The organism is Rathayibacter sp. VKM Ac-2926 (genome assembly GCF_022815565.1).
Lineage (GTDB): Bacteria > Actinomycetota > Actinomycetes > Actinomycetales > Microbacteriaceae > Rathayibacter > Rathayibacter festucae.
In genome coordinates, this window is record NZ_JALGRS010000001.1 from 217,811 (window position 1) to 241,843 (window position 24,033).

The window sequence follows — 24,033 nt, forward strand, 5'->3', positions numbered from 1 at the left end:
TCGATCGTCTGCAAGGGGAGGCCGAAGCCAGCAAGTCTCGCAGCTCTTGGGAGCGATTGTACCCTCGCTCCATGCCGCTCGCCATGCCTCAGAACGTCCCGGCGATCTGCGCAGCGCTCAGCGCACCCCGCATGGGAACGTACCTGGTGGCAGCGGCCGGCGACCAGGCGAGGGCGGTCGAGCTGTACGGCTGGAACGCCCGGATCTCGTCAGCACTGATCCTTCCCGCGCACTTCGCCGAGGTCTCGACGCGGAACGCGGTCGATGACGCGCTGACCACCAAGTACGGCCCACGATGGCCGTGGAACGCCACCTTCGAGCAGAGTCTGCCGGACGGTGGCGGGCCCGCCTTCAACGCACGGCGGAACCTGAGGAGCGTGAGAGCCGTCGAGCGCTCGACCGGGAAGGTCATCGCGGAGCTGAAGTTCATGTTCTGGCAGGCGATGTTCACCGCACGTCACGATCAGCGCCTCTGGAATCGGCAGATCGCCGCACTCTTCCCGCACGCCGACACCGACAGTCCGCAGCAGCTCCGCGCGAGGATCTACGACGACCTGGAGACGATTCGACGCCTCCGCAACCGGATCGCGCATCACGAGCCGATCTTCGCCCGCGATCTTGCAGACGACCTCGCGAAGATGATCGACCTCTGCAGGATCAGATCCGCCGCGACAGCCCGTTGGGTCCAGGCGCTGGAAGACGTGACAGCTACTCTCGCGGAGCGACCCTGACCGGCTCGGTCGCGCTCCCGTCGGGCCGCGCACGCGACTGAGCGACAGCCCGATACGCCGCGCCCGCGGCGAGCACCGCGACGCCGCCCGCGATCGAGGCGGGCGGGAGGGTCGCCACGAGGAGGAGGCAGCCGGCGACGCCGACGACCGCCAGCGGGCGCGGGTAGCGGCGGTGCGGGGCCTCCTGGGTCAGCGCCGCGACGTTCGCGACCAGGTAGTAGAGCAGCACGCCGAACGAGGAGAAGCCGATCGCCGAGCGCAGGTCGGCCACCAGCACCAGGACGACGACGACCAGGCCGACGGCGATCTCGGCGCGGCGCGGGACGCTGCGGACCGGATCGATCACGGCGAGCGCCCGCGGCAGATCGCCGTTCCGCGCCATCGCCAGGCTCGTGCGGCCGATCCCGGCGATCAGCGCGAGCAGCGCGCCGAGGCTCGCCGCCGCCGCGCCCACGCGGATCGGCACCGCGGTCCACGGCCAGGCGGCGGCCGCGTCGACGAGCGGCTGCGTCGAGGCGGCGAGCCGCTCCGGGCCGAGCGCCGCGAGCAGCCCGGCGCCGACGACCGTGTAGAGCAGGACCGCGAGCACGAGGGCGCCGAGGATCGCGCGCGGGATCGTGCGGGCGGGGTCGCGCACCTCCTCCCCCATCGTCGCGAGGCGGGCGTAGCCGGCGAAGGCGAAGAACAGCAGGCCGGCCGACTGCAGCACGCCGTAGGCGTCGAAGGGCCGGGCGGCGCCGGTGACGGACGCCGGTCCGGACGCCGGTCCGGACGCCGCTGCCGCCGCCATCGCGACGACGAGCACCACGAGCACGATCGAGAGCAGGATCCGCGTCGCGAGCGCCGTGCGGGTCACCCCGAGCACGTTCACCGCGACGAGCGCCACGACCGCGGCGCCCGCGACCGGCCGCTCCCAGCCCGCGGGCGCGGCGTAGGCGGCGACGGTCAGCGCCATCGCGGCGCAGCTCGCGGTCTTGCCGACGACGAAGCTCCAGCCGGCCAGGAAGCCGGGCCACTCGCCCAGCCGCTCCCGGCCGGAGAGGTAGGCGCCGCCCGAGCGGGGGTACTGCGCGGCGAGCTGCGCCGTGGAGGAGGCGTTCGCCCAGGCGACGATCGCGGCCAGCGCGAGGCCGACCAGCAGCCACGGCCCGGCCGCCGCGGCGGCGGGGGCGAAGGCCGAGAAGAGACCGGCGCCGATCATCGAGCCGAGCCCGATCACGACGGCGTCGCGGAGGCCGAGGCGGCGGGCGAGGGAGGCGTCGGCTGTCACCGGACCGTCTTAGCGCACGCGGGGAACGCGCGGGTTAACCTGGGCGTCCGCGCCGAGACCGGGAGGCTCCCATCCGCATCCTCATCGTCGACGACGAGATCAATCTGCTGGGCGCGCTCGAGGCGGGGCTGCAGGGCGAGGGCTTCGCGGTCGACACCGCGACGAACGGCACCGACGCGCTCTGGCTCGCGCAGGAGGCGGAGTACGCGGCGATCGTGCTCGACCTGATGCTCCCCGACATCAGCGGCTTCCGCGTCTGCGAGCGGCTGCGCGCGGCCGAGGACTGGACGCCGATCCTGATGCTCACCGCGAAGGACGGCGACCTCGACCAGGTCGAGGCGCTCGACACCGGCGCGGACGACTACCTCACCAAGCCGTTCTCCTTCCCCGTGCTGGTCGCGCGGCTGCGGGCGCTGATCCGCCGCGGCGCCGCCGAGCGGCCCACCGTGCTGACCGTCGGCGATCTCGTGCTCGATCCGGCCGCGCGCCGGGTGGAGCGGGGCGGGGTCGCGATCCCGCTCACGGCCCGCGAGTTCAGCGTGCTGGAGTACCTCGTCTCGCGGGCGGGCGACGTCGTCTCCAAGCGCGACGTGCTCGGCGCGGTCTGGGACTTCGACTTCGACGGCGATCCCAACATCGTCGAGGTCTACATCCGGACGCTCCGCAACAAGATCGACCGGCCGTTCGGCCGCGAGACGATCCGCACCCAACGCGGCGCGGGCTACTCGGTGCTGCCGTGAGGGGCGGGACGACGCGGCGGCGCTCCCTGCGCTCCCGGATCACGCTCGCGGCCACCGCCGTGGTCGCCCTCGCGGCGGTGCTCGGCGCGGCCGGCTTCCTGCTGGTGCTCTCCTCGGTGCTCGCGGGCAGTGCCGCGACGGCCGCCGAGACCGAGGCGGAGCGGGTCGCGACCCTGGTCGAGCGCGGCGGCGCGGACGCGGTGCGGGCCTCGGAGGGCGTGGTGCAGCTGATCGTCGACGGGCGCGTGGCCGCCGCCGGCGAGGACGCCGACGACCTGCCGGCGCTCGCGACCGAGGAGCGCGACGAGCCGTTCACGACCACGCCGGCGGACGAGGATCCGCTGGTCGTCGCGACGCAGGAGCTCGACGACGGCTCACTCGTCGTCGTCGGCGTGCCCGACGAGGGCCGTGCGGAGGCGCTCGCGACGACCGCGGGTCTGCTCGCGGTCGCCGTCCCGCTGCTGGTCGCCTTCGTCGCGATCGTCTGCTGGATCGTCGTCGGCCGCGCCCTGCGGCCGGTGGACCGGATGCGCGCGGAGGCGGACGCCGTCACCGCCGCGGCACTGGACCGCCGTGTCGCGGAGCCCGGCTCCGGCGACGAGATCGACCGGCTCGCGCAGACCCTGAACCGGATGCTAGGCCGCCTCGAGGACGGCCAGGAGCGGCAGCGCCGGTTCGTCTCGGACGCCTCGCACGAGCTGCGCTCGCCGGTCGCGGCGCTGCGGCAGAGCGCGGAGGTCGCGCTCGCGCACCCCGACCGGCTCGACGCGGCCCGGCTGGCGACGACGGTCGCCGAGGAGTCGGTGCGGATGGGCGGCCTGATCGAGGGCCTGCTGCTGCTGGCGCGCGCCGACGAGGCGCGGCTGGCCGTGCTCGCGGCGCCGGTCGACCTCGACGACCTGGCGCTGCGCGAGGTCCGGCGGCTGCGCGACTCCGGGATCGCCGTGGACGCCTCAGGCGTCTCGCCGGTGCAGGCGGTGGCGGACGAGGCGCTGCTCGGGCGGGCGCTGCGGAACCTCGTCGACAACGCGGTGCGGCACCGCGCCGCGCGGCTGGCGATCGCGACCCGCGGGGCGGGCGACTCGGCCGTGCTCGTCGTCGACGACGACGGGCCGGGGATCCCGGCGGCCGACCGCGAGCGGGTGCTCGAGCGCTTCGTGCGGCTGGACGAGGGGCGCGCCCGCGACGCCGGCGGCTCGGGTCTCGGGCTCGCGATCGTCGCCGAGATCGCGGCGGCGCACGGCGGGAGCGTCGCGATCGAGGAGTCGCCGTGGGGCGGCGCGCGAGTGACGCTGCGGGTGCCGCTGCGCTGACCGGTGGCGGGTCCGCTCCGCTTCAGGCTGGCTTCAGCGGCGCCGCGGGACAGTGGCTGCGGCGTCGAGGAACGGCGCCGGAGACGGAGCGGATCATGAAGAAGAAGACCGGGATCATCGTCGGAGTCGCGGGCGCGATCGTGCTCGTCGGAGCCGGCACGGGCATCGCCTTCGCCGCGACCGACGGCTTCGAGCGCTCGGACGCGCTGACCGGCGCCGACCTCGACCGCGCCAGCGAGGTCGCGATCGCCGAGATCGGCGGCGGGACCGTCACCTCGGCCGAGCGCGACGACGACGGCACGCCGGGCTACGAGCTCGAGCTGCGCGGCGACGACGGCCTCGAGTACGACGTGCGGCTCGACGACTCCTTCGGCGTGCTGGTCGTCGACCCGGACGACGACGCGGTGCGCGGCACCGGCGGCAGCACGGACGACGGCACGACCGGCACCACCGGAGACAGCACCGACGACAGCACCACCGGCGTCACCGGCGCAGTCGATCCCGACGACCTCGTCGGCGAGGAGCTGACCCGCGCGAGCGAGGCCGCGATCGCCGCGGTCGGCGGCCGCACGGTCACCGAGGCCGAGCGCAGCGACGACGCCGACCACGCCTTCGACGTCGAGGTCACCCGCGCCGACGGCACGGACGTGGACGTCGACCTCGACGCGTCCTACGCGGTCGTCCGCACGGAGGAGTAGGACGCGGGAGCGGAGGGGCTCAGCCCTTCCCCGGGCCGTTCCCGTTCCCGGGGTTCTGGCCGCTCTCCGGGCTGCGGCCGTTGCCGTTCCCGCCGCCGTTCCCGCCGGAGTTCCCCGGTCCCTCGACCGGCTCCTCGACCGGAGCCTGCGTCGCCGGAGCCTGCACGGCGGGCGCACCGGCGGCCGGCGTCGTGGCGGCCGGCGCCGGCGACTCCTCCTCGGGCGGCTCGGTCGGCTCGACGGGTTCGGCCGGCTCGGTCTCCTCGGGCGTCGGCGACGGCTCCTCCTCGGGACTCTCGACCGGGGCCGGCGTCTCCTCCTCCGGGGTCTCCTCGGCGGGCGGCTCCTCCTCGACGGGAGTGGTCTCCTCCGGCTCGGGCTCGGTCGACTCCTCGGGCGCCGGCACGGCGGCGATCAGCGCGGCGAGGTCGGCGCGCACGAGGTCGGCCTGCGCCCGGATCGACGTGGCCCGGTCCTCCCGGACGTTCCCGCCGGCGACCGCCGCGTCGAGCGTCGCCTGGAGCGCGTCGAGCTCGGTGAGCGCTCCGTCCCAGTCGTCGGCCGACGCCTTCTCGGCGACCGCCACGACCGCGTCGTCGAGGGCCTGCGCGGTGCCGTCGTCGATCGACGGATCCGCGGCGGAGCAGCCCGACAGCACGAGGACGGCGGCGAGCACCGCACCCCCGGCCCGCAGTCGAAGGCCCCGCCGGCCCACGCCCCGTCGGCCCGGCCCCCTCACGAGCGGATGCTCTCGCGCAGCTGACGGAGGTGCTCGCCGAGCTCCCCGTCGACGGCGGGCAGCGGCGACTGCGGACCGTCGAACAGCACGATCACGAGGCCGACCGCCACGGCGACCAGCGCGAGCACCACGACGATCAGCCACGGGCTCGGCCCGGTGCGGCGCCGGGCGACGGCGGCGGGCGGCGTGACCCCTGCGCTCGGCGCGACCCGCGTGGTCGTCGCGGTCGCGGGAGCGGCGCCGGGCAGCAGCTCGGTCGCCCCCACGGGCAGCACCGACGTCGCGTCCAGCAGCTCGGTCGCGGCCGCGGTCGGAGCGAAGCGCTCGGTCGCGGGCATCCGCTCGGTCGGCGGCGGTCCGGCGGGCTCCCGGACCGGCACGTCGGGGACGACGATCGCCGTCGGCGGTCCGTCGCGACGCGGATCGATCAGCGCGCGCGCCGACTCCGCGACCTCGATCGCCGTGGGCCGCTCGGCCGGCTCGCGCCGCGTCATCGCGTTCAGCAGCGCCGACCAGCCGCCGCCGAGCGAGTCCGACACCTCCGGGTCGCGCAACAGGCGCGCGAGGGTGACCTCGATCGCCGACCCGGTGAACGGGCGGCGGCCGGTCAGCGACTCGAGCAGCACCAGGCCGAGGGAGTAGACGTCGCTCGCCGAGGTCAGCACGTCGCCGTGCGCCTGCTCGGGGCTGAGATAGGCGGCGGTGCCGATCAGCGTGCCCGGCGAGGTGATCCGGGTGGCGTCGATCAGGTAGGCGATGCCGAAGTCGGCGAGCTTGGGCCGGAACTCGCGGCTCGTCAGCGGGCTCGGCACCAGCAGCACGTTCGAGGGCTTCACGTCGCGGTGCACCACTCCTGCCGCGTGCACGGTGTGCAGGGCCTCGCCGAGGTCGGCGGCCATCGACGCGACGTCGTTCGGCAGGACGGGCCCGCTGGCCAGCCGCTCCGCGAGACTCGGTCCCTCGGCGAGCTCCATCACCATGTAGGCCTGGCCGCCGGTGTCGTCGCCGCCGTCGTCGGCGTCGTAGAGGGTCACCAGCGCGGGGTGGTTGAGGGCCGCGAGCAGCCGGATCTCGGACGACTTGCGCTGGAGGTCCTGCGCGTCGTCGATGCCCGGCGCGAACATCTTCAGCGCCACCGAGCGGCCGAGGATCCCGTCGCGCGCCCGGTACACGGTGGCCATCCCGCCCCGTCCGATCAGCTCCTCGATCGTGTAGCGACCGCCGATCGTCGTGCCGACGACGCGGTTCTCGCCCGTTCGGTGGGATGACACGGTTCCTCCTCGGGCGGATGCTGCGGCAACGCCGCGCCCCCCGGTGCGACCGTCTCCCCAGGGTAGTACGTCCGTCTTCCGAGCCGCAGGGCTCGACGGGGGGCTCGCGAGCTGTCAAGCGGGTGCTCGCCCGAGGGGCCGCGCGTAGCGTGGCTGGTCCCGACGAAAGGCAGAGGCACATGGACGAGCACGAGCAGGGATCGACGATCGGCGCGACGGACGGCGCGGCTCCGGCGACGCGGACCAGCAGCGAGCAGGTCGAGAAGGACCGCGCCGAATCCCCCGGCAGCGAGCGCGAGACCGAGGTCCGCCAGGAGCAGGACCCCACCACCAGCCGGACGGAGGTCTCCGGCTCGGCCGAGGTCGTCTCCGTCCCCGGCACCGGCGGCGCCGACGACGTCGGCACCGTCGAGGTCGACCCCGACGAGGTCAGCCTGAACGGCAAGCCGTTCCCGGGCCACGCCGGAACGAAGTAGCCGCTCCGCACGTCCTAACGAGCGGCTAAGCCGCTTCACATCTCGGTGGTGAGAAGAAGGACGCGCGGCGTCCACTCATGCTGGTCGAGTAGCCCCGCAGGGGCGTATCGAGACCCGCCGTCCCCGACAGGGCGGTCTGCAGACTCGACTTCCGACGCGAGTGGATCTCGATACGACCGCTTCGCGGGCTACTCGATCAGCATGGCTTCCCCCGACGTCCTCGGTGATGTTTCCCAGGTCGCTGAACGCGATCGTCTCGGAGGAGCTCAGCAGCGGTCGACCGGGCACACCGTAATGGTCGAGGCGACCGCGACCAGCGCTAGGGGCAGTAGAGGGCGCGCGCTGTTGCTGCAGGCCGATTCAGGCTCACACTTCGTCGAGGACGACGCCGAAGCGGGCGGCGACGTCCGCCAGCGACTCGCTCTCCATGCCCACGCGCTGCCTCACGACTGCGGCGATCTCCTCGTCGTCCAGGCGCGAGAGGAACCGACCTCGACGTCCTGACGGATGTGACGTACTACCGAGCTGAGTCGGACATGCGCCTCGCAGAGGGACCAGCGAGGACAGGCGCGCGAGCAGCATCCGGCGAGGGTACTCGTGACGGTCTCCGACTGCCGGAACGAAGCATCACCTGGCGCGCGATCCGAGAATCGTCCCGGGCTTGTCGAGCGGGAGGTCCTACGCGACCGGGTCGAGCAGCCCCGGGTCGTGGCGGTCGACCGTCCGGGCGTTGTTCACGCGGCGGTCGACCGGGTAGGCCGTGATCGTCGAGGCGACCGCGACCGACGCGCGGTCGAGGGTCGCGAGCATCTCCTCGCTGGAGGCGAGCGGCTCCGGGCTCAGCCAGGCGTCCCGGACGTCGGGCGTGAGGAAGACGGGCATCCGGTCGTGCACCTCGCCGGACGCGTCTCGGGCCTCGCGGGTGATGATCGTGAAGGAGACGCGCCACTCGTCGCCCTCCTTGCGCGCCGCGTAGAGACCCGCCGCGGCGAGGATCGGCTCCTCGCCGTGCAGGAACCACGGCTGCTTGCCGTCGGCGCGCGCCTCCCACTCGTAGTAGCCGCGCATCGGCACGATGGCGCGCTGCTTGGCGAAGGCCCCGCGGAACAGCCCGTTCGAGGCGACCGTCTCGAGCCGCGCGTTGATCGGCGACGGCCCCTTCCCCTTCGCCCAGGACGGCCGGAACCCCCAGGAGGCCAGCTCGATCTCGCGCTCCAGCGACTCCTCGTGCCGGTGCTCGCGCACGATCGGCGCGGCGTCGGTGGGCGCGACGCTGAAGTCGGGCGCCCAGTCGGCCGCCCGGCCGCCCGCCGCCACGAACTCCGCGATCAGGGCGTCGGTCTCGGAATCCATCGCGAAGCGTCCGCACATGCGGGCGACACTACGCCGGACCGCCGACAGCGGCGAGGACGGGATCGCGCCGGCCTCGGCGGATCGTCGCGACCGCGAGCCCCGCGACCATCACCGCGCCGCCGATCAGCACGCCGACCGACGGCACCTCGCCCAGCAGCACCCACGCCGACAGCACGCCGACCACCGGCACCAGCAGCGTGAACGGCACCACCGACGCGGCCGGGTAGCGGGCGAGCAGCGAGTTCCAGATGCCGTAGCCGATCAGCGACGCGAACACCGCCGTGTACAGAGTGCTGAGGATCGCAGCGAGCGAGAGCCCCTGGATCGCCTCGGCGATCGCGGGCCCGCCGTCGACGAGCAGCGAGAGCAGCAGCGCCGGGATCGGCACGACCAGCGCCGACCAGACCACCAGCGAGAGCCCCGAGGCGCCCTTCGCGCGCCGGGTCAGCACGTTGCCGATCGCCCAGGAGAGCGCGCCGCCGAGGCAGACCACGAACGGCAGCCACGGCGCGACGGCCCCGTGCGAGAGGGCGACGACCACGAGCCCGGCGACGCCGACGACCAGGCCGATGCTCTGCCGCCGCGTCGGCCGCTCCTTCAGCAGCACCGCGGCGATCAGCACCGTCAGCACGATCTGCGCCTGCACCACCAGCGACGCGAGCCCCGCGGGCATCCCCAGCGCCAGCGCCACGTAGAGCAGCGCGAACTGCCCGAGGCTCATGAACGCGCCGATGGTCGCGACCGTCCGCAGCGGCGCCTGCGGCCGCGGCACGAGGAACACGGCCGGCACCGCGACCACCGTGAACCGCATCGCCAGGAACAGCAGCGGCGGCACATCCGCGAGCCCCACGTCGATCACGACGAAGTTCAGCCCCCAGAGCAGCACGACGAGGAGGGCGAGGAGGCTGTGCCGGCGGGTCACCGCCGGCCGCCGACGACGCGGCTCTTCGCCGACCAGAAGCGCATCAGCGCACCGGCCGCGATCGAGCCGGCCGCGCCGGCCGCGAGGTCGCCCAGCGTGTCCTCGTAGCCGACGAAGATCGACGGGTCGACGAAGCGGTGCCCGGCCCACTCGCCCCACTCCCAGACCACGCCCATCGACAGGCCGAAGCAGGCGCAGAGCACGATCGCCGGGGCGAGGGGCCCGCGGTCGCCGGCCACCGTCGGCACCACGCCGGCGCGCGCGGCGATGATGTAGGCGACGGCCGCGACCAGCCCGTTCAGCACGAAGTGCACCACGAGGTCCCACGACGCCCAGGCCTGGTAGAGCCCGAGCACGCTGCTCCAGGACGCGACCAGCAGCGCCAGGCCGAACGCGGCGTCCAGCGCCGGCCGGATCCCGAGGAACCGCGGCAGCACCAGCCCGATCGCGGCGAGGGCGAGCACGGCGACGTCGACGAGGTCCCAGCCGATCATCGCGGCGACGATGCTCACGGCGCCGAGGGCGCGGACCGCGTCGGCGAACCACTCGCCCCGGGTGCGCGGGGGCTCCATGAAGGTCGAGATCAGGACGGGCTCGTTCTCGGGGCGGGCTCTCACGGCGGGTCGGGTCACGGCTTCGTGAAGCGGAGGACGGCCTGGACCGCCTCGTGGTCCGAGCCCGGCGCCGTGCCGTAGCGGGTCGCGTTGATCGCCGCCGAGACGACCTCGAAGGCCCCGGCGCTGACCGTGAGCCAGTCGATGCGGCGGCCGGCCTTCGGCGGGCGGTAGTTGGAGTAGGTGCCCCAGTGCGGGGTGAGGTGCGTGCCGGCGACGACCCAGGAGTCCGCGAGCCCGCCCTCGTCCAGCAGCGCCCGGTACGGCTCGGTGCCGACGTCGGTGTTGGTGTCGCCCATCACGATCGCGGGCCTGCCGAGGTCGGTGATCCGCTCGGCGACCAGCTCGGCCGAGCGCAGTCGCGAGCGCCGCGAGAGGTGGTCGAAGTGCGTCGCGACGACGGTGAACTCGCGGTTCGTCGCGTGGTCGGTCAGCTCGGCGATCACCGCGGTGCGCGGGATCCGGTTGCCCCAGCTGCGCGAGCCCGCGACGTCCGGAGTCGCGGACAGCGCGATCTGCGACCAGTCGCGCACCGCGAAGCGGCTCCGGTCGACGAAGAGCATCACCCGCTCACCGCCGCGGTCGGCGTCGCGGCCGAAGCCCATGCCCTCGAACGAGGCGCCGAGCGACTCGTGCACCCACTGCGCCTGATCGGGCAGCGCCTCCTGCACCGCGAGGATCGACGGGCTCTCCTCCTGCAGCAGGCGGCGCACCAGGGGCTTCCGGCGCTCCCACTGGTCGACCGCGCGGGCGGTCAGGCGGGGCATGCGGCGGCGGATGTTGTACGTCATGACGTGGAGCTCGGGCGCCGGGATCGGACCGATCAGGGGGGACGGGTCGGTCATGCCTCCACCCTACGGCGGCGATCGGAGCTGCCAGGGAGGCTTGCGGAGTCGCTCCCGCGCACCCCTACTCTTCGAGGATGACCCTCTCGCCCGCTCTCGCGGCCCTCTCCGACGCCTCGTTCGTCTCGCTCACGACCTTCCGGAAGACGGGCGTCGGAGTGTCGACGCCGGTGTGGATCGCCCGGGACGGCGCGGACCTGATCGTCACGACTCCCCGCAAGAGCGGCAAGGTCAAGCGCCTGCGCAACGACCCGCGGGTGACCCTCGTCCCCTGCGACCGCCGCGGCCGCGTCGCCGACGGCGCGACCGCCCTCGAGGCGGAGGCGCACATCGTCTCCGACACCGACACCGTCGAGCGCCTCGGCCGCGTCTTCCTCCGCAAGTACCGCCTCGAGTACCGCGTCTTCATGGTGATCGAGCGGATCGTCTCCCGCGGCGACCGCACCCGCGTGATGCTCCGCATCGCGGACCGCTGAGCCGGGGGCCGCCGCCGCGCAGAGCGTCGCCGCACCACCGTCAGGCGCCATCCCCCGCACTCCAGCGATCGCCGTTCGAGACTGGAGGGATGACCCAGGTGCTCCCGGACGGCTACGCGCAGACACTCGAGCTTCTCGTCCGTCGAGCGCACGAGGCGCGGTTCGCGGTGCAGCGGACCGCGAACACGGAGGTCGTCGCGCTGTGGTGGTTCATCGGCCACACGCTCGTCGAGCGGCAGCGGGCGGAGCCGTGGGGAAGCGGTGTGCTCGCCCGGCTGGCGGCGGATCTCCGCGCTGAGTTCCCGACGATGAAGGGCTTCTCGGAGTCGAACCTGCGCTACGCGCGGCGGTTCGCAGAGGCGTGGCCGTCCGAGGATCTAATTCGCCAACAGCCTGTTGGCGAATTGCCGTGGGGCCACACGATCCAGCTGCTGGACAAGCTCGACGACCAGCGCCTCCGCGACTGGTACGCCGCGCAGGACGTCGAGCACGGGTGGAGCCGAGCAGTCCTGCAGCACCAGATCGCGACTCGACTGCACGAGCGAACGGGAGCCGCTCCGTCCAACTTCTCGTCCGCGCTGGAGCGCCGTGACTCGGAGCTCGCTCAGCAGCTCACCAAGGACCCGTACGCACTCGACTTCCTCGCGATCGACTCCGACGCCGGCGAGCGCGAACTGGAGGAGCGACTCACCCTCCAGGTGGTCGACACTCTGCGCGAGCTCGGCGCAGGGTTCTCCTTCGTCGGACGTCAGGTCCACTTCGATGTGGACGGCGACGACTTCTTCGTCGACCTGCTGTTCTTCAACTGGCAGCAGGTGCGGTTCGTCGTCGTCGAACTGAAGACCCGCAGATTCGATCCGCGCGATGCCGGCCAGCTCGGCTTCTACGTCGCACTCGTCGACGACACGATGCGCATTCCCGAACTCCATGCGCCCACCGTGGGGATCCTGCTCGTGACGGACAAGAACGAGACTGTGGTCAAGTACTCCCTCGCCGGCTCGACGCAGGCGGTCGCCGTGAGCCGGTATGAGCTGTCGCCGGCCGATCAGGCGACGCTGCCGGCGGAGGAGACGCTCACCCGGATCGCGACCGAAGTCATGGACGAGACGAGATCGAAGGCGCCCTGAGGCGCGCGTCCGGTCTGCAAGAAGACAACCAATGCTGACGAAGGAGGTCAGAATGACGCGTCCGGTCGGGGCGGTCACGCCGGGTCGAGCCGAAATCGATCGGCATCTGCTGTTCGCTGAAGCCGCTCTCGCGCTGGGAGGCCACGAGGTCGAGGATCCGGCGCTGCGCGCCATCATCGGGCGGGCCGCACGCCGTGAGCTGACGGGGGACGAGGCGATCGCTGCGATACGGCGCCGTGTCCAGGGTTGAAGCCCCGGACGGCGCAGCAGCAGTTTCCCGACGATCGCCCGCCTGGGGTCGGTGGGGAAAGGACGCGGCAGCAGCCCTTCATGCTGGTCGAGTCGCCCCGCAGGGGCGTATCGAGACCCCGGTCCCCAGCAGGGCGGGTCTGCAGACCCAGGTCCTGACACGGGTGGATCTCGATACGCCCGCTCCGCGGGCTACTCGATCAGAATGGGACGTCACCACCGCTGGTCCTCCCCGATTGAGACGCCCGCTCCGCGGGCTGCTCGATCAGCACGGGCGGCCCGCCTACACCCCGGCCGCCGGTGGCGGATAGGGCTTCGGCGGCGGGCCGCCGCGGCACTACGGTGGGGCGTCGCCCGCCGGTGCCCATCGCGCCTCCCGCGCACGCCGGCGCACGCAGAAGGAGCACGTATGAGCATCGGAGCAGGGATCTTCCTCCTCGTCGTCGGCGCGGTCCTCGCGTTCGCCGTGGATGTCCAGGTGTCGGGAGTCGACCTCAAGCTGGTCGGCTACATCCTGATGGCCGCCGGAGCCGTGGGCTTCATCCTCGGCCTCGTCCTGATGACCCGCCGCCGCCAGGCCGTCTCGACCACCCGCTCGGCGGTCGACCCCGCCAGCGGCGAGCAGGTCACCCGCCGCACCAGCGAGGGCAACGGCCCCGTCGTCTGACCTCGGAGAACGACGAGAGGGGCGTCACCGGCATCACCGGTGGCGCCCCTCTTCTCGTCCCCGAGTGTGCCGCGGCGACTACTCGTCGTCCGGCTCGCCGCCCGAGACGGTGTCCGTGTCGCCGCCGCCGCTGGAGGTGTCGGTGCCGGTGCCGTCGGGGAGGTCCTCGGTCTTCTCGGTCTTCTCGTCCTCGGTGCCGTTGCTGCTGTCGCTGCTCATCGCCGCTCTCCCTTCGCCCGGCGCTCTGCCGGAACGCCCACTCTCCTCCGCGCCGCACGGACCGCGCCAGGGGGTGGCGGCGGGCGGCCCGGGGAGGCCACGATGCCCACGCACCGCACAATCCCCAGCGGCGCACCCCGCGCCTCCGGTTGACTGGGGTCGCTCCGCCATCCGACGGCGGCACTCTGGAGGAGACATGGCGAACCACCGATTCGAGCTGCGGTCCGGACGCGGGATGGGCGTCTCGGCCGCCGGCGACCCGATCGCGGACCGGCTGGTCGTCTTCTGCCACCCCACTCCCGGCGCGGGCGGCTTCGACCCCGACCCGCTGGTCACCGGGCCGTGGGGCCTGCACCTGCTGATCCTCGACCGCCCCGGCTACGGCGCCTCCGATCCCGTCGACGCGCAGCACGGCCGCGTCCAGGACCGCGCCGACGACCTCGCGGAGTACCTCCGCCGCTCCGAGCGCACCGCCCGCGACGTCGACGGCGCCCGCTTCGGCAGCGTCGGCGTGGTCGGCTGGGGCTCCGGAGGCGCCTTCGCGCTCTCGCTCGCCGCGCGGCACCCGGACCTCGTCGACCGCATCGCGATCGTCGGCACCCCCGCTCCCCCGCAGGCCGGCGCTCTCGTGCACCCGACGACGGCGTGGGAGCGGCGGCAGACCCTGCCCGGCGAGGACGCCGCGGGGATCGCCGCGACGCTCACCGCCGACGTGCCCGGCCTCGACTCGCTCGGCGTCGACCCCGGCGACCCGGTCCTCGAGAGCCACGGCGGGCTGCGCAACCGGCTCGAGCGGATGCTCGGCGAGGGCTGGCGCCAGGGCCCCGGCGGCGCCGCGACCGACCTGGTCGCGCTCCGCGACGGCTCCTGGGCGGACGAGCTCGACCGGGTCACGGCCGAGGTCCTGATCGTGAACGGCGACGCGGACCCGGTCGCCGGCTCGGAGGACGCGCGCTGGTTCCGCTCCCGGCTCGCCGACGCGCGCTCCGCGACCGTCGACGGCAGCGGGCGGCTGGCGCTGGTGCGCGAGTGGCGCCGGATCCTCGACCACGTCGCTCCGCTCGAGCGCGGGGCGCAGGGACGATGAGCCGCCGCACCCGTCGCCGGAGCGGCAGGGGCCTCGGCGCCGGACCGCTCGCGCTCGTCGGCGCGATGGCGGTCTCGGGCGTGATCCACCTCGTGCGCCCCGCCGTCTTCGAGCGCGCCGTCCCGCGGGCGATGCCCGGCTCCGCCCGAGGCTGGGTGCTCGTCTCGGGGGTCGCTGAGCTCGCCTGCGCCGCGACGACGCTCTGGCCGCCGACCCGCGCTGTCGGCGGTCTCGCCTCCGCCGCCCTGATGGCGGGGGTCTTCCCCGCCAACGTGCAGATGGCCCTCGACGCCCGCCGCCCGCGGACCCGGGCGATCACGCTGCTCCGCCTGCCGCTGCAGATCCCGCTGGTGCTCTGGGGGCTGCAGGCCGCCCGCTCGACCCCGCGCTGAGAGCGGCCGCCGAGGCCGACGCAACCCCGAGCGGCGCTCGCGATCGCGCTGCTACCGTCCAGGCATGAGCGACCAGAAGGCGGATGATCGCCGAGACCAGCTGACCAGCGCACCGAAGGCGACGGAGGCCGACGCGGCCCCGCGCATCGACGTGACGACCACCCCCGCGGGCGACACCCGCATCGACATCCGCGACGACGCCGCCGTGCGCCCGGGCCGGGTCGACGCCGACGGGAACGAGCTCGACGAGGACGAGGACGGCGCCGATGTCTGAGCTCCGCCGCGCCGCGATCGTCTACAACCCCGTCAAGGTCGACCTCGAGGCCGTGAAGGCCGCCGTCGCGCGCGCCCAGGAGGCCGCCGGCTGGGACGAGACCCTCTGGTTCGAGACCTCCGTCGAGGACCCGGGAGCCGGCCAGACCAGGGAGGCGCTCGAGCAGGGCGTCGACATGGTGATCGCGGCCGGCGGCGACGGCACCGTGCGCGTGGTGGCCGAGGCGCTGCAGGACTCGAAGGCGTCGCTCGCGCTGCTGCCCTCCGGCACCGGCAACCTGCTCGCCCGCAATCTGAACCTCACGCTCGACGACGTCGACAACTCGCTGACCGTCGCCTTCTCGGGTGAGGACCGCGCCATCGACATCGGCGTGATCGACATCGAGACGTCGAAGGGGCGCGACCGGCGCTCCTACGTCGTGATGGCCGGTCTCGGGATCGACGCGAAGATGCTCGCGAACACCGACGACGACCTGAAGAAGCGGGCCGGCTGGCTCGCCTACGTCGACGCGCTGCGGAAGGCCCTGCTCGACAAGAACCAGCTCGAGTTCCGCTACTCCCTGAACGGCGCGAAGACGCGCAAGGTGCGCGCGCACACGATCATCGTGGGCAACTGCGGCGCCCTGCCGGCGAACATCCTGCTGCTGCCGGACGCCGCGGTCGACGACGGCGAGTTCGACATCGTGCTGCTGCGCCCGGAGGGCTTCTTCGGCTGGGTGCAGATCATCTTCAAGGTGGTCTGGGAGAACGGCGTGCTGCGCCGCAGCGGCGTGGTCGGCACGAAGCTGATGGGCCTCACGAAGGAGGTCTCGGCGCTGCGCTACGTGAAGGGCCACGAGCTCGTGGTGCGCCTGGAGAAGCCGCAGGAGATCGAGCTGGACGGCGACCCGTTCGGAACGACGTCGGCGTTCCGCACCTGGATCGAGCCGGGCGGACTGACCGTCCGGGTCCCCGCCGCGTAGCGCGGCCGTCCCGGACGAGCGCGGACCCGCCGCCTGATCGGCAGGCGGCGGGCACCGGCGAGCGACTGCGGCGCGGGTTCGGGTCCCGCACCCCATGCGCTTGCATGGACACGGCGACCCTAGTGCGCATTCCGTCGTCGAAGCAATGGATTCCGCACCTCTGCGCGCCATTTCGCCACAGAACAGGCGATTCTGCTCAGTCAAGGCGGCCGGACGCAACCGATTCCGCACTCCACGCTCGATCCGGCCGCCGCCCGGCGACCCCCGTCACCGGGGCGACCGCGCGGTCGTCAAGCGGGAGAACCGCGCCCCGTCCCTCCACTACGGTTCCCCCCATGGGCTTCTTCGACCGCACCGTCCCCCCGGCCGCCTCCCCGGCCGCCTCGCCGGCCACTCCCCCCGCCGAGCGGCGGCCGACGGTGTGGACCGACGGACTCGGGCGCTTCGCGCTGCGCTGCCTCCAGGTGCTCGTCGTCCTGGCGCTCGCGGCGGTCCTCGTCCTCGCGATGACCCAGCTGACGCTGGTGCTGATCCCCGTGCTGATCGCGATCATCCTCGCGTCCGCGATCCACCCCGTCCTGGCCTGGATGCGCCGCAAGGGCGTGCCGTCGATCCTCGCCACCTGGATCGCCCTGATCGGACTGCTCGCGATCCTCGGCGCCATCGGCTGGCTGATCACCGTCGCGGTCCGCAACCAGTGGGACGAGCTGGTCAGCAGCGCGTCCGACGGCATCGCGTCGCTGCAGGACTACGTACAGCACCTGCCGTTCCAGATCGATGAGCAGCAGATCGAGGACGCCCGCCAGAGCGTCGTCGACTTCCTCACCTCGAGCTCCTTCGGCTCCGGCGCCCTCGCCGGCGCGGCCGCCGCGGCGAACTTCGTCACCGGCCTGGTGCTGATGATCGTCGTCCTCTTCTTCTTCATGAAGGACGGCCCGAAGATCTGGGAGTTCCTGCTCCGCCCCTTCACCGGCTCGAGCTACGACCGCGCCAAGCGCGTCGGCGGCAAGACCGTCGACGTCCTCGGCGGCTACATCCGCGGAACGGCGACCGTCGCCGCGGTCGACGCGATCGGCATCGGCGTCGCCCTCGCGATCCTGCAGGTGCCGCTCGCCCTCCCGCTCGCCGTGATCGTCTTCCTCACCGCCTTCATCCCGATCGTCGGAGCGACCGCCGCCGGCATCCTCGCCGCACTCGTCGCCCTCGTCGCGAACGGCCCGCTGGCCGCGCTGATCGTGATCATCGTCGTCATCGCCGTCAACCAGCTCGAGGGCAACTTCCTGCAGCCGGTCGTGATGGCCCGCTCGCTCAAGCTGCACCCGCTGATCGTGCTGATCGCCCTGACCATCGGCACCGTGCTGGCCGGCATCGTCGGCGCCGTGCTCGCCGTGCCGATCGCCGCGGTCGCCTGGGGCATCGTCTCGGTCTGGAACGGCCCCGACCGCCCCGCCGAGCCGGCCCGGCAGAAGCGCGACGAGTCCGTCTGACCCGAGCCGGTCGCCGACCGCGGCGTTGACTTCTGCCGCGCCGCTACGGCGCGCGCCCGATGATCCCGTCGCGCAGGGCCTGCCGGCGCAGCGCGATCTTGGTGCTCACGCCCACGCCCTCGGCGCGGTACTTCGCCCGGGCGTTCCGCAGCGAGCTGCGCGCCGCGTCCTGGGTGATCCCGAGCTCGGTCGCGACCTGCTTGAGCGAGAGCCCCTCGACGAAGAGCCCGACGATCCGGCGCTCGCGGGCCGTCAGCGGGCCCGTGCCGCCGCCGCCCAGCAGCGCCCGGGTCTGCGGGGTGAGGAAGCACTCCCCGCGCGCCGCGGTGCGGATCGCCTCGAGGATCACCTCCGTCCGCTCGCTCTTCACCAGGTAGCCGCGCGCTCCGGCCTCCAGCGCCCCCGCGACGGTCTCCGCCTGGGAGTGGGTGCTGATGATGACCGGGGCCGCGCCGGCGGCGATGATCGTGCGGATCTTCATCGCGAGGTCGAGGTCGTCGCCGAGGTCGATGTCGAGCAGCACGACGTCGGTGGGGAAGCGCGGATGCGCCAGCAGACCGGTCCAGCTCGAGGCCGTCGCGACGACGCGGATCTCGGCCCCGGAGCGGTTGATCCACTCGGTGAGCGCGCTGAGCAGGATCGGGTGGTCGTCGAGGATCGCGAGGGCGATCCCGGGCTGCTCGACGGTCGCCGTCCCGGCGTCCGCGCTCACGCCGGCCGCCCCGGCGGGCGGTGGTCCAGCTCGATCGTCGTGCCCGTGCCCTCGGGAGACGCCCGGTGCGCGCCGATCTCGCCGAGGATCCCCCAGACCGCCGGGTCGACGTCCCGCGGCCGCAGACCCGGCGCGCGCAGGACGATCCGCACCGGCACCGCCGCGTCCTCGCGCTGCGCGAGCACCAGCTCGAGGGCGGGCCGGCCCGCGGCGGCCTGCGCGGTGAGCAGCCAGAGGACGGAGAGCAGGCGCGAGCGGTCCGGCGGCGCCAGAGCCGCGGCGACCCCCCGCGGGTCGCGGACGAGCACCGCCCCGGAGAGCAGCGCGGACTCCTCCACGGCGATCACGAGCCAGGTGCGGTCGTGGCTGCGCGCCAGCACCTCGCGGAGCCGGTCGCCGAGCACCCTGGCCCGCTCGCCGAGGTCGGCGTCGGGCGCGGCGCCCCGGGCGACCACCTCCTCGAGCAGCTCCGCGATCTCCGCGTCGACGCGCGCGAGCTCCACGGCCGCGAGACTGCCCGGACCGGTGCCCGGCCCGTCGACCACGCTGTCGGCCAGGGTGCGGTCGAGCCCGCGGTGCACGTGGCGGTCGAGCGCGGTGAGCAGCGAGGCGTAGACCGCCACGGGGGTCGTCGCCAGCAGCACGTTGCCGACCGCGATGCTCGACCCCTCTCCGGAGATCAGCGCGTGGGCGAGCAGCCCGAGCAGGCTCAGCCCGACGAGCACGATGATCGCCGCGGTGCTCCGCGACGGCGGCTGGAAGCCGAGCAGCGCGATCACCGTCGCGCCGACCCCGATGCAGACCGTCGGATAGTAGAGCGGCGCCGGCGCCGGCAGCGCGTAGTCGGCGAACTCCAGCGCCATCGCCGCCGCGTCGACGGCGAGCACCCCGGCGAAGACCGGCCGGGGCAGCTCGCCGTGCCGCGTCACCACGACGACGATCCCCACCGCGAGCGCGGCGAGCACGAGCGCCCAGGACAGACCGGACAGCCCGGTCGCCGACCGGTCGTTGAGCGCCCAGAGGAAGGACGCCAGCCCGCGGACCACCAGTGCCACGGTGATCGCGAGGAAGCCGGCGCTCAGATAGCTCGCGGTCAGGCGATGGGTGCGGGTGATCCGCTGGCGGACCGAGTCGAGCGTCCTCGGCCCCTCGCCGGCCGCGCGGACCAGCTCGACGAGCGTGCCCTCTCCGGCGCGGTCGGCGGGGTCGGAGCGGTCGGCGCGGTCGGCGCGGTCGCCGGCCCCGATCGGCGCGGTCATCGCGGCACGCTCAGCAGGACGGTGGTGCCGGCGCCGACCGCGGAGAAGATCCGCACCGTGCCGCCGACGGCCTCGATCCGCCCGACGACCGACTGCGCGAGGCCGAGCCGCGACCCGGGGACGGCCGCGGGGTCGAAGCCGCGCCCGGCGTCCGAGACGGTCACGCGGACCGAGTCCGCCCCCTCATCGAGCGTGACGTGGGCCGTCGCCGCGCCGGAGTGGCGCCGCACGTTCTCGAGGCACTCCCCCGCCGCGCGCGCGAGGGCGTCGAGCGCCGCACCGGGCAGGGGCGGCGCGTCGGGCGCGGCCGCACCGGAGTGCCAGCGCACCTGCACGCCCAGCGCCTCCGCGCGGCGGCCGACCTCGGCGAGCACCGAGGGCGCGCTGCCCGCGTCGTCGGTCGGCGCCGGGCTCCCCTCCGCGGAGTCGGCGGGGGCGGGATCGGCGCGGTCGAGCCGGCGCAGCAGCGCGAGGTCCGCCGCCGCCTGCGAGCGCAGCGTCGCGGCGGGGACGCCCTCGCCGCGGTGGGCGAGCAGGGTGAGGGTGGCGAGGATGGTGTCGTGCATCAGGCGCGCCTCGCGACGGCGCTGCGCCTCGCTCTCGCTCGAGCGGCGCTCGGCGGCGTGCGCCGTGCGCAGGCGGGTGGTGCCGGCGTGGGCGCGCTCGACGCTCGAGGCGAGCCAGCGGGCGCCGATGACGGCGACGACCCAGCAGACGACGACCGAGAGTCCGACGAACAGCGCCCGTCCCGAGCCGCTCGTCGCCGCCATCCCGAGGGCCAGCGCCGGGACGCCGCCGAGGACGGCCGCCCAGCCGAGCCGCGCGGACGAGCCGATCGCGAGCAGCGGAGCCGGGAGCGCCATCGAGGCGAGCATCGTCACGCAGCTGAGCACGGTGCGGTCGCCGTCCGGGATGCCCGGGCCGAGGAACGCCGCGAGCGCGACGACGCCGAGCACGAGGCCCGCGATCACGGCCCGAGCGCCGCTCGGACCGGCGCGGCGCGAGGAGAGCTGGATCGCGGCGCCGACCACGAGCAGGAGGGCGCTCGGCAGCACGGCGGGCAGCTCGGTCGGCACGAGCATCACCAGGTGGAGCGCGGACGCGCCCGCGAACACTCCCCCGGCCCGGCGCGCGCAGGCGACGCCGACCTCGCTCTGCTCGCGGCGGAGCTCGAGCGCATCCGCGACGGCGGCCTCGGCGCTCGGGAGCCCGGCACTCGTGAGCTGCATCGACACCTCGCCGTGAGGGGTGCGCGAGCCGCACCCGGAGTTGCATCGTGACACAGGCGCGGGCCGCGCGAGGAGCCGGTCTGGACCCGACGGTCGCGCTCGGGCGCTCCTCTCCCGTAGAGTGGAGACATCTCCTGGGCGATCGCCCGAATTCCACGGCTGAGAAGTCGCACGACGACGAAGAGACTCAGCCCCTGATAGAGACCGCAACGATCGAGTGCATCGCCCTCGATCCGCCGGTTCGAACGCCCGCCTCATCCGCGGGTACCGCCCTTCACAGGACGCCGCGGAAGCCGCGCCGTTCCTCGTTCGACCCCCGCTCCTCCGACACTCTCGGTGAGCGGGACGTTCTCCCCCGCGCAGTCGCACTCCCCACGAGGAGCCGCGCTCTCCGCCCCCAGACGACCCGGATCGACCGGCCGACGCGTGTTTCACCCGCGGCGGACGAGCGGACCGGGTACCGCACAGCTGTGCGAAATCTAACGACGGCCGCTCACGCGGGCGTCACCATCACGTAAGGAAAAGAAATGCCTACTGGCACCGTTAAGTGGTTCAACTCCGAAAAGGGCTTCGGCTTCATCGCTCCCGACGACGGAGGCGCCGACGTGTTCGCGCACTTCTCCGCCATCGCCAAGGAGGGCTACCGCGAGCTCGTCGAGAACCAGCACGTCGAGTACGACGTCGAGCAGGGCCGCAAGGGCCCGCAGGCCGCGAACATCCGCGGCGTCGGCGAGTAATCACCGACTCCAGCGTCACACGGCCTCCGGGTCGCAACGACCTCTGAACGCCCCGTCCACCGCGATCCTCGGATCCGCTGGGCGGGGCGTTCGCCGTTCCCGGTCCGATCCGCCCGGAGCGCGCCGCGGCGGTATCCTCACGAGCATGGGACGACTGATCTACGGGCCGCAGTCACTCGAGATCGACTTCGACGATCGACTGCTCGCCCACCTCAAGGTGGCGATGTTCGCGAAGATGCGGCGGAACGAGTCGTTCAGCCTCTCCTGGACCGAGCCGGAGTCGAGCGGCTACGGCCGCAGCTCCGTCTGGATCCACCCGACCACGCCGCTGCACTTCCGCTTCCACGGCGGCCGGCGCCCGGCGCTCAACCGCGCCTGGATCGACGAGCTGATCGCCCACGCCAACAGCACCGGCGAGCTCGTGCTCACCGAGGAGCCCCCCGAGTATCCGTGACTCCCGATCTCGATGCACTGATCCGAGGCCTCGTGCTATCGAGTAGCCCGCGCAGCGGGCGTATCGAGATCCACCCCCGCCGGACCACGAGAGTGCTGAGGACGCCGGGTCTCGATACGCCCCTCCGGGGCTACTCGACCGGCATGCAGGCGGACACTGCATGACTGCTCCTGGGCAGGCGGGCGGCGGCTCGACGGCAGGGATGCCGCCTGCGCGCGCATCATGCTGATCGAGTAGCCCGCGCAGCGGGCGTATCGAGATCCACCCCCGCCGGACGACGAGTCTGCAGACCCGCCTGCTGAGGACGCCGGGTCTCGATACGCCCCTCCGGGGCTACTCGACCAGCATGAGAACGGACACTGCGCGACTGGTCCTCGGCATGCAGGCGGCCGCTCGACCAGCATGCAGGCGGCCGCTCGATCGGCAGGCAGGCGGCCGCCGCGCCCCTCGTGCTGATCGAGTAGTGCCCGCAGGGCGCGTATCGAGATCCACCGGCTCCGCGGGGCTCAGACCACGCGGGGGCGGGCGGTGTGCACGAGCTCGTCGTGGGGCAGGGCGCGCAGGCGGGACGCGATCTCCTCGCGGGCGGTGGTGTCGACCGAGGCCCAGGCGTACTCCTCCGGCCAGAGCGGGGTGACGGTCACCAGCTCGACGTCGCCCGTCGCCAGCTCGAGGCGCTCGGGGAGTCCGCCGCCGCGCAGGCCCAGCAGCACGCCGACCGAGCCGCGCTCGTCCGCCCAGGCGGCCGGTGCGGCCGCGCCCGGCAGGGTGGCCGTGTCGACGCCCGTGCGGCAGCACACGCCCTGCAGCGCCGCGAGCCGCGCCGCCTCGTAGAGGACGCGGAACTGCCAGTGGTTCCAGAGGTCGGCCGCGGGGATGCCGCGCAGCGCCGAGGTCTCGAGGCACAGCTCGAGCCCGAGGCCGGTGCCGGGGCGGGCGAGGCGGTCGAAGGGATCGCTGAGGCCGTCGGTGGCCAGCACCACGGAGGGGCCGCGCTCGACGCGGAGGAAGGCCCGGTGATCGGTGGGCCAGCGGGCGCCTCCGCGGACGCCCGGGTCCTCGGTCGAGACGACGACCGTGCGGTCCAGGTCGCCGACGCTGCGCCACAGCTGGGCGCGGTCCTCGGCCACGGCCTCCGCGAGGGCCTTCCGCTCGTCCGGGGTCCAGCGGAGCTCCCGGGTGCGGTTGAACAGCAACGACATGAGACTCTCCGTCCACGCGGCGGGCCTGCCGCGTCCTCCGGAACCGTACGAGGCCCGCCAGGGGGGCTCCTCCGAGCAACCGGAGTAGTTCCTGGACGCGGGGCCCCGCGCGGGAGGGCGTCAGCCGAGCGGATCGACGCCGTTCTGCCGCCAGCGCTCGTCGGCGAGCTGGCCAGAGCCTGCCTCGCCGTCGTGCGCGCCGAGCGGCTCGGCCTCGCGCCGCGCCTCGACCGGGACGGCCCCGAGCGAGGTGCCCGCACCCTCGGCCGTGCTGCCGGGGGCGAGCAGCCCCTCCTCGTCCTCGCGCGAGCCGACCTCGTCCTCCGGGGCGTTCTCGGTGCCGCTCTCGGCCATCGAGTCGTAGGGGTGGTCGGGGTCGGCGCTCTCCTCGGGAGTCGTGCTCTCCTCGTTGTCGGCGTCGGCCGGCTGCACGTCGTCCGGGTGCTCGACGTTCGCCGAGCCTCCGCTGGTGAATCCGGCGAACTCGGGGCTGTCGTCTGCGCTCATGGCCGCCACGGTAGCACCGGGC

30 protein-coding genes are annotated in these 24,033 nt (G+C 73.7%); 16 read left to right on the forward strand and 14 right to left on the reverse strand.

Features of this window, described 5'->3' with window-relative positions:
- Positions 1 to 71 precede the first annotated feature (71 nt).
- Positions 72 to 731: a hypothetical protein gene (locus MT351_RS01035; RefSeq protein ID WP_243581034.1), complete on the forward strand. Its 660-nt coding sequence runs from the start codon at positions 72 to 74 to the stop codon at positions 729 to 731.
- Here the strand turns inward: MT351_RS01035 and MT351_RS01040 are convergent.
- Entirely contained in the window at positions 709 to 2,001 is a 1,293-nt protein-coding gene (locus MT351_RS01040) for an APC family permease (protein WP_243581035.1), read from the reverse strand. The two genes, MT351_RS01035 and MT351_RS01040, sit on opposite strands and share 23 nt — an antisense overlap.
- Before the next feature lie 71 nt (positions 2,002 to 2,072).
- On the opposite strand from MT351_RS01040, the gene MT351_RS01045 reads away from it, so the two are divergent.
- The 3 genes from MT351_RS01045 (at position 2,073) to MT351_RS01055 (ending at position 4,752) form a co-directional block, all read left to right on the forward strand.
- Positions 2,073 to 2,741: a response regulator transcription factor gene (locus MT351_RS01045; protein WP_123701685.1), complete on the forward strand. Its 669-nt coding sequence runs from the start codon at positions 2,073 to 2,075 to the stop codon at positions 2,739 to 2,741.
- Complete coding sequence (locus MT351_RS01050; RefSeq protein WP_243581036.1) at positions 2,738 to 4,054, forward strand: cell wall metabolism sensor histidine kinase WalK; 1,317 nt, start codon at positions 2,738 to 2,740, stop codon at positions 4,052 to 4,054. The genes MT351_RS01045 and MT351_RS01050 overlap by 4 nt, the downstream gene beginning before the upstream one ends.
- Before the next feature lie 95 nt (positions 4,055 to 4,149).
- A complete protein-coding gene (locus tag MT351_RS01055) occupies positions 4,150 to 4,752 on the forward strand; it encodes a PepSY domain-containing protein (protein ID WP_243581037.1) in 603 nt (200 codons plus the stop codon).
- Positions 4,753 to 4,771: 19 nt separating this feature from the next.
- Here the strand turns inward: MT351_RS01055 and MT351_RS01060 are convergent, their stop codons facing one another.
- Positions 4,772 to 5,428 (reverse strand): hypothetical protein, encoded by a 657-nt coding sequence (locus tag MT351_RS01060; protein ID WP_243581038.1) that lies wholly within the window; start codon positions 5,426 to 5,428, stop codon positions 4,772 to 4,774.
- Positions 5,429 to 5,487: 59 nt separating this feature from the next.
- Complete coding sequence (locus tag MT351_RS01065; RefSeq protein ID WP_132434908.1) at positions 5,488 to 6,762, reverse strand: serine/threonine-protein kinase; 1,275 nt, start codon at positions 6,760 to 6,762, stop codon at positions 5,488 to 5,490.
- Positions 6,763 to 6,941: 179 nt separating this feature from the next.
- Here MT351_RS01065 and MT351_RS01070 point away from each other — a divergent pair, with 179 nt between their 5' ends.
- Positions 6,942 to 7,238 carry a hypothetical protein gene (locus MT351_RS01070; protein ID WP_123734848.1) on the forward strand — a complete coding sequence of 99 codons (297 nt, stop codon included), beginning with the start codon at positions 6,942 to 6,944 and terminating at the stop codon, positions 7,236 to 7,238.
- A gap of 366 nt (positions 7,239 to 7,604) precedes the next feature.
- On the opposite strand, the gene MT351_RS01075 is transcribed toward MT351_RS01070, so the two are convergent.
- The 5 genes from MT351_RS01075 to MT351_RS01095 form a co-directional block, all read right to left on the reverse strand.
- The gene (locus MT351_RS01075; RefSeq protein ID WP_243581039.1) at positions 7,605 to 7,820 is read right to left on the reverse strand and encodes a hypothetical protein; all 216 of its coding nucleotides are present in this window, start codon (positions 7,818 to 7,820) and stop codon (positions 7,605 to 7,607) included.
- Between the two features lie 96 nt (positions 7,821 to 7,916).
- Positions 7,917 to 8,609 carry an SOS response-associated peptidase gene (locus tag MT351_RS01080; protein WP_132434912.1) on the reverse strand — a complete coding sequence of 231 codons (693 nt, stop codon included), beginning with the start codon at positions 8,607 to 8,609 and terminating at the stop codon, positions 7,917 to 7,919.
- 10 nt (positions 8,610 to 8,619) lie between these two features.
- Entirely contained in the window at positions 8,620 to 9,513 is an 894-nt protein-coding gene (locus MT351_RS01085) for an EamA family transporter (protein WP_243581040.1), read from the reverse strand.
- Positions 9,510 to 10,145, reverse strand: a complete 636-nt coding sequence (locus MT351_RS01090; protein WP_243581041.1) for a hypothetical protein — start codon at positions 10,143 to 10,145, stop codon at positions 9,510 to 9,512. The genes MT351_RS01085 and MT351_RS01090 overlap by 4 nt, the downstream gene beginning before the upstream one ends.
- A complete protein-coding gene (locus MT351_RS01095) occupies positions 10,142 to 10,972 on the reverse strand; it encodes an endonuclease/exonuclease/phosphatase family protein (RefSeq protein ID WP_123734401.1) in 831 nt (276 codons plus the stop codon). Before MT351_RS01095 ends, MT351_RS01090 begins: the two co-directional genes overlap by 4 nt.
- Before the next feature lie 77 nt (positions 10,973 to 11,049).
- Here MT351_RS01095 and MT351_RS01100 point away from each other — a divergent pair, with 77 nt between their 5' ends.
- The 4 genes from MT351_RS01100 to MT351_RS01115 all read left to right on the forward strand — a co-directional run bounded on the left by MT351_RS01100 (position 11,050) and on the right by MT351_RS01115 (position 13,491).
- Positions 11,050 to 11,448, forward strand: coding sequence for a PPOX class F420-dependent oxidoreductase (locus MT351_RS01100; RefSeq protein WP_123734842.1), 399 nt, complete (start codon positions 11,050 to 11,052; stop codon positions 11,446 to 11,448).
- Between the two features lie 89 nt (positions 11,449 to 11,537).
- The gene (locus tag MT351_RS01105; protein ID WP_123734841.1) at positions 11,538 to 12,575 is read left to right on the forward strand and encodes a YhcG family protein; all 1,038 of its coding nucleotides are present in this window, start codon (positions 11,538 to 11,540) and stop codon (positions 12,573 to 12,575) included.
- A gap of 31 nt (positions 12,576 to 12,606) precedes the next feature.
- Positions 12,607 to 12,825 carry a hypothetical protein gene (locus tag MT351_RS01110; protein ID WP_308197691.1) on the forward strand — a complete coding sequence of 73 codons (219 nt, stop codon included), beginning with the start codon at positions 12,607 to 12,609 and terminating at the stop codon, positions 12,823 to 12,825.
- Positions 12,826 to 13,233: 408 nt separating this feature from the next.
- Positions 13,234 to 13,491 carry a DUF6458 family protein gene (locus tag MT351_RS01115; protein ID WP_243581042.1) on the forward strand — a complete coding sequence of 86 codons (258 nt, stop codon included), beginning with the start codon at positions 13,234 to 13,236 and terminating at the stop codon, positions 13,489 to 13,491.
- Positions 13,492 to 13,569: 78 nt separating this feature from the next.
- Here MT351_RS01115 and MT351_RS01120 read toward each other — a convergent pair whose 3' ends face one another.
- Complete coding sequence (locus MT351_RS01120) at positions 13,570 to 13,710, reverse strand: hypothetical protein (protein WP_159423548.1); 141 nt, start codon at positions 13,708 to 13,710, stop codon at positions 13,570 to 13,572.
- 196 nt (positions 13,711 to 13,906) lie between these two features.
- Here MT351_RS01120 and MT351_RS01125 point away from each other — a divergent pair, with 196 nt between their 5' ends.
- From MT351_RS01125 to MT351_RS01145, 5 genes are all read left to right on the forward strand, one after another.
- The gene (locus tag MT351_RS01125) at positions 13,907 to 14,797 is read left to right on the forward strand and encodes an alpha/beta fold hydrolase (RefSeq protein ID WP_243581043.1); all 891 of its coding nucleotides are present in this window, start codon (positions 13,907 to 13,909) and stop codon (positions 14,795 to 14,797) included.
- On the forward strand, positions 14,794 to 15,189 hold the full coding sequence (locus tag MT351_RS01130) for a hypothetical protein (RefSeq protein WP_243581044.1): 396 nt from the start codon (positions 14,794 to 14,796) through the stop codon (positions 15,187 to 15,189). Before MT351_RS01125 ends, MT351_RS01130 begins: the two co-directional genes overlap by 4 nt.
- A gap of 64 nt (positions 15,190 to 15,253) precedes the next feature.
- Positions 15,254 to 15,463 carry a multidrug transporter gene (locus MT351_RS01135; RefSeq protein WP_123444809.1) on the forward strand — a complete coding sequence of 70 codons (210 nt, stop codon included), beginning with the start codon at positions 15,254 to 15,256 and terminating at the stop codon, positions 15,461 to 15,463.
- Positions 15,456 to 16,424, forward strand: a complete 969-nt coding sequence (locus MT351_RS01140; RefSeq protein WP_123734839.1) for a diacylglycerol kinase family protein — start codon at positions 15,456 to 15,458, stop codon at positions 16,422 to 16,424. Before MT351_RS01135 ends, MT351_RS01140 begins: the two co-directional genes overlap by 8 nt.
- Before the next feature lie 335 nt (positions 16,425 to 16,759).
- A complete protein-coding gene (locus MT351_RS01145; RefSeq protein WP_123734838.1) occupies positions 16,760 to 17,911 on the forward strand; it encodes an AI-2E family transporter in 1,152 nt (383 codons plus the stop codon).
- 43 nt (positions 17,912 to 17,954) lie between these two features.
- On the opposite strand, the gene MT351_RS01150 is transcribed toward MT351_RS01145, so the two are convergent.
- Genes MT351_RS01150 through MT351_RS01160 form a run of 3 tightly spaced genes read right to left on the reverse strand, consistent with a single transcriptional unit; the run spans position 17,955 to position 21,111 of the window.
- Positions 17,955 to 18,623: a response regulator transcription factor gene (locus MT351_RS01150; RefSeq protein ID WP_243581045.1), complete on the reverse strand. Its 669-nt coding sequence runs from the start codon at positions 18,621 to 18,623 to the stop codon at positions 17,955 to 17,957.
- Complete coding sequence (locus MT351_RS01155) at positions 18,620 to 19,882, reverse strand: hypothetical protein (protein ID WP_243581046.1); 1,263 nt, start codon at positions 19,880 to 19,882, stop codon at positions 18,620 to 18,622. The genes MT351_RS01150 and MT351_RS01155 overlap by 4 nt, the downstream gene beginning before the upstream one ends.
- The gene (locus tag MT351_RS01160; protein WP_243581047.1) at positions 19,879 to 21,111 is read right to left on the reverse strand and encodes a sensor histidine kinase; all 1,233 of its coding nucleotides are present in this window, start codon (positions 21,109 to 21,111) and stop codon (positions 19,879 to 19,881) included. Before MT351_RS01160 ends, MT351_RS01155 begins: the two co-directional genes overlap by 4 nt.
- A 527-nt stretch (positions 21,112 to 21,638) precedes the next feature.
- Here MT351_RS01160 and MT351_RS01165 point away from each other — a divergent pair.
- A complete protein-coding gene (locus MT351_RS01165; RefSeq protein WP_123444803.1) occupies positions 21,639 to 21,848 on the forward strand; it encodes a cold-shock protein in 210 nt (69 codons plus the stop codon).
- A gap of 145 nt (positions 21,849 to 21,993) precedes the next feature.
- The gene (locus tag MT351_RS01170; RefSeq protein WP_123734834.1) at positions 21,994 to 22,302 is read left to right on the forward strand and encodes a hypothetical protein; all 309 of its coding nucleotides are present in this window, start codon (positions 21,994 to 21,996) and stop codon (positions 22,300 to 22,302) included.
- A 506-nt stretch (positions 22,303 to 22,808) separates the two neighbouring features.
- Here the strand turns inward: MT351_RS01170 and MT351_RS01175 are convergent.
- Both MT351_RS01175 and MT351_RS01180 read right to left on the reverse strand, forming a co-directional pair.
- Positions 22,809 to 23,504, reverse strand: coding sequence for a suppressor of fused domain protein (locus tag MT351_RS01175; protein ID WP_123444801.1), 696 nt, complete (start codon positions 23,502 to 23,504; stop codon positions 22,809 to 22,811).
- A gap of 120 nt (positions 23,505 to 23,624) precedes the next feature.
- Positions 23,625 to 24,011 carry a hypothetical protein gene (locus MT351_RS01180; RefSeq protein ID WP_132434935.1) on the reverse strand — a complete coding sequence of 129 codons (387 nt, stop codon included), beginning with the start codon at positions 24,009 to 24,011 and terminating at the stop codon, positions 23,625 to 23,627.
- Positions 24,012 to 24,033: the final 22 nt, after the last annotated feature.

Excerpts from the sequence above, each read along its gene's own strand:
- MT351_RS01125 (WP_243581043.1), top strand. The coding sequence starts at position 13,907 with ATGGCGAACCACCGATTCGAGCTGCGGTCCGGACGCGGGATGGGCGTC.
- MT351_RS01130 (WP_243581044.1), top strand. The coding sequence starts at position 14,794 with ATGAGCCGCCGCACCCGTCGCCGGAGCGGCAGGGGCCTCGGCGCCGGA.
- MT351_RS01145 (WP_123734838.1), top strand. The coding sequence starts at position 16,760 with ATGGGCTTCTTCGACCGCACCGTCCCCCCGGCCGCCTCCCCGGCCGCC.
- MT351_RS01140 (WP_123734839.1), top strand. The coding sequence starts at position 15,456 with ATGTCTGAGCTCCGCCGCGCCGCGATCGTCTACAACCCCGTCAAGGTC.
- MT351_RS01120 (WP_159423548.1), bottom strand. The coding sequence starts at position 13,710 with ATGAGCAGCGACAGCAGCAACGGCACCGAGGACGAGAAGACCGAGAAG.
- MT351_RS01135 (WP_123444809.1), top strand. The coding sequence starts at position 15,254 with ATGAGCGACCAGAAGGCGGATGATCGCCGAGACCAGCTGACCAGCGCA.
- MT351_RS01155 (WP_243581046.1), bottom strand. The coding sequence starts at position 19,882 with ATGACCGCGCCGATCGGGGCCGGCGACCGCGCCGACCGCGCCGACCGC.
- MT351_RS01170 (WP_123734834.1), top strand. The coding sequence starts at position 21,994 with ATGGGACGACTGATCTACGGGCCGCAGTCACTCGAGATCGACTTCGAC.
- MT351_RS01115 (WP_243581042.1), top strand. The coding sequence starts at position 13,234 with ATGAGCATCGGAGCAGGGATCTTCCTCCTCGTCGTCGGCGCGGTCCTC.
- MT351_RS01160 (WP_243581047.1), bottom strand. The coding sequence starts at position 21,111 with ATGCAGCTCACGAGTGCCGGGCTCCCGAGCGCCGAGGCCGCCGTCGCG.
- MT351_RS01055 (WP_243581037.1), top strand. The coding sequence starts at position 4,150 with ATGAAGAAGAAGACCGGGATCATCGTCGGAGTCGCGGGCGCGATCGTG.
- MT351_RS01105 (WP_123734841.1), top strand. The coding sequence starts at position 11,538 with ATGACCCAGGTGCTCCCGGACGGCTACGCGCAGACACTCGAGCTTCTC.
- MT351_RS01075 (WP_243581039.1), bottom strand. The coding sequence starts at position 7,820 with ATGCTGCTCGCGCGCCTGTCCTCGCTGGTCCCTCTGCGAGGCGCATGT.
- MT351_RS01080 (WP_132434912.1), bottom strand. The coding sequence starts at position 8,609 with ATGTGCGGACGCTTCGCGATGGATTCCGAGACCGACGCCCTGATCGCG.
- MT351_RS01110 (WP_308197691.1), top strand. The coding sequence starts at position 12,607 with ATGCTGACGAAGGAGGTCAGAATGACGCGTCCGGTCGGGGCGGTCACG.
- MT351_RS01175 (WP_123444801.1), bottom strand. The coding sequence starts at position 23,504 with ATGTCGTTGCTGTTCAACCGCACCCGGGAGCTCCGCTGGACCCCGGAC.
- MT351_RS01035 (WP_243581034.1), top strand. The coding sequence starts at position 72 with ATGCCGCTCGCCATGCCTCAGAACGTCCCGGCGATCTGCGCAGCGCTC.
- MT351_RS01100 (WP_123734842.1), top strand. The coding sequence starts at position 11,050 with ATGACCCTCTCGCCCGCTCTCGCGGCCCTCTCCGACGCCTCGTTCGTC.
- MT351_RS01070 (WP_123734848.1), top strand. The coding sequence starts at position 6,942 with ATGGACGAGCACGAGCAGGGATCGACGATCGGCGCGACGGACGGCGCG.
- MT351_RS01095 (WP_123734401.1), bottom strand. The coding sequence starts at position 10,972 with ATGACCGACCCGTCCCCCCTGATCGGTCCGATCCCGGCGCCCGAGCTC.
- MT351_RS01165 (WP_123444803.1), top strand. The coding sequence starts at position 21,639 with ATGCCTACTGGCACCGTTAAGTGGTTCAACTCCGAAAAGGGCTTCGGC.
- MT351_RS01180 (WP_132434935.1), bottom strand. The coding sequence starts at position 24,011 with ATGAGCGCAGACGACAGCCCCGAGTTCGCCGGATTCACCAGCGGAGGC.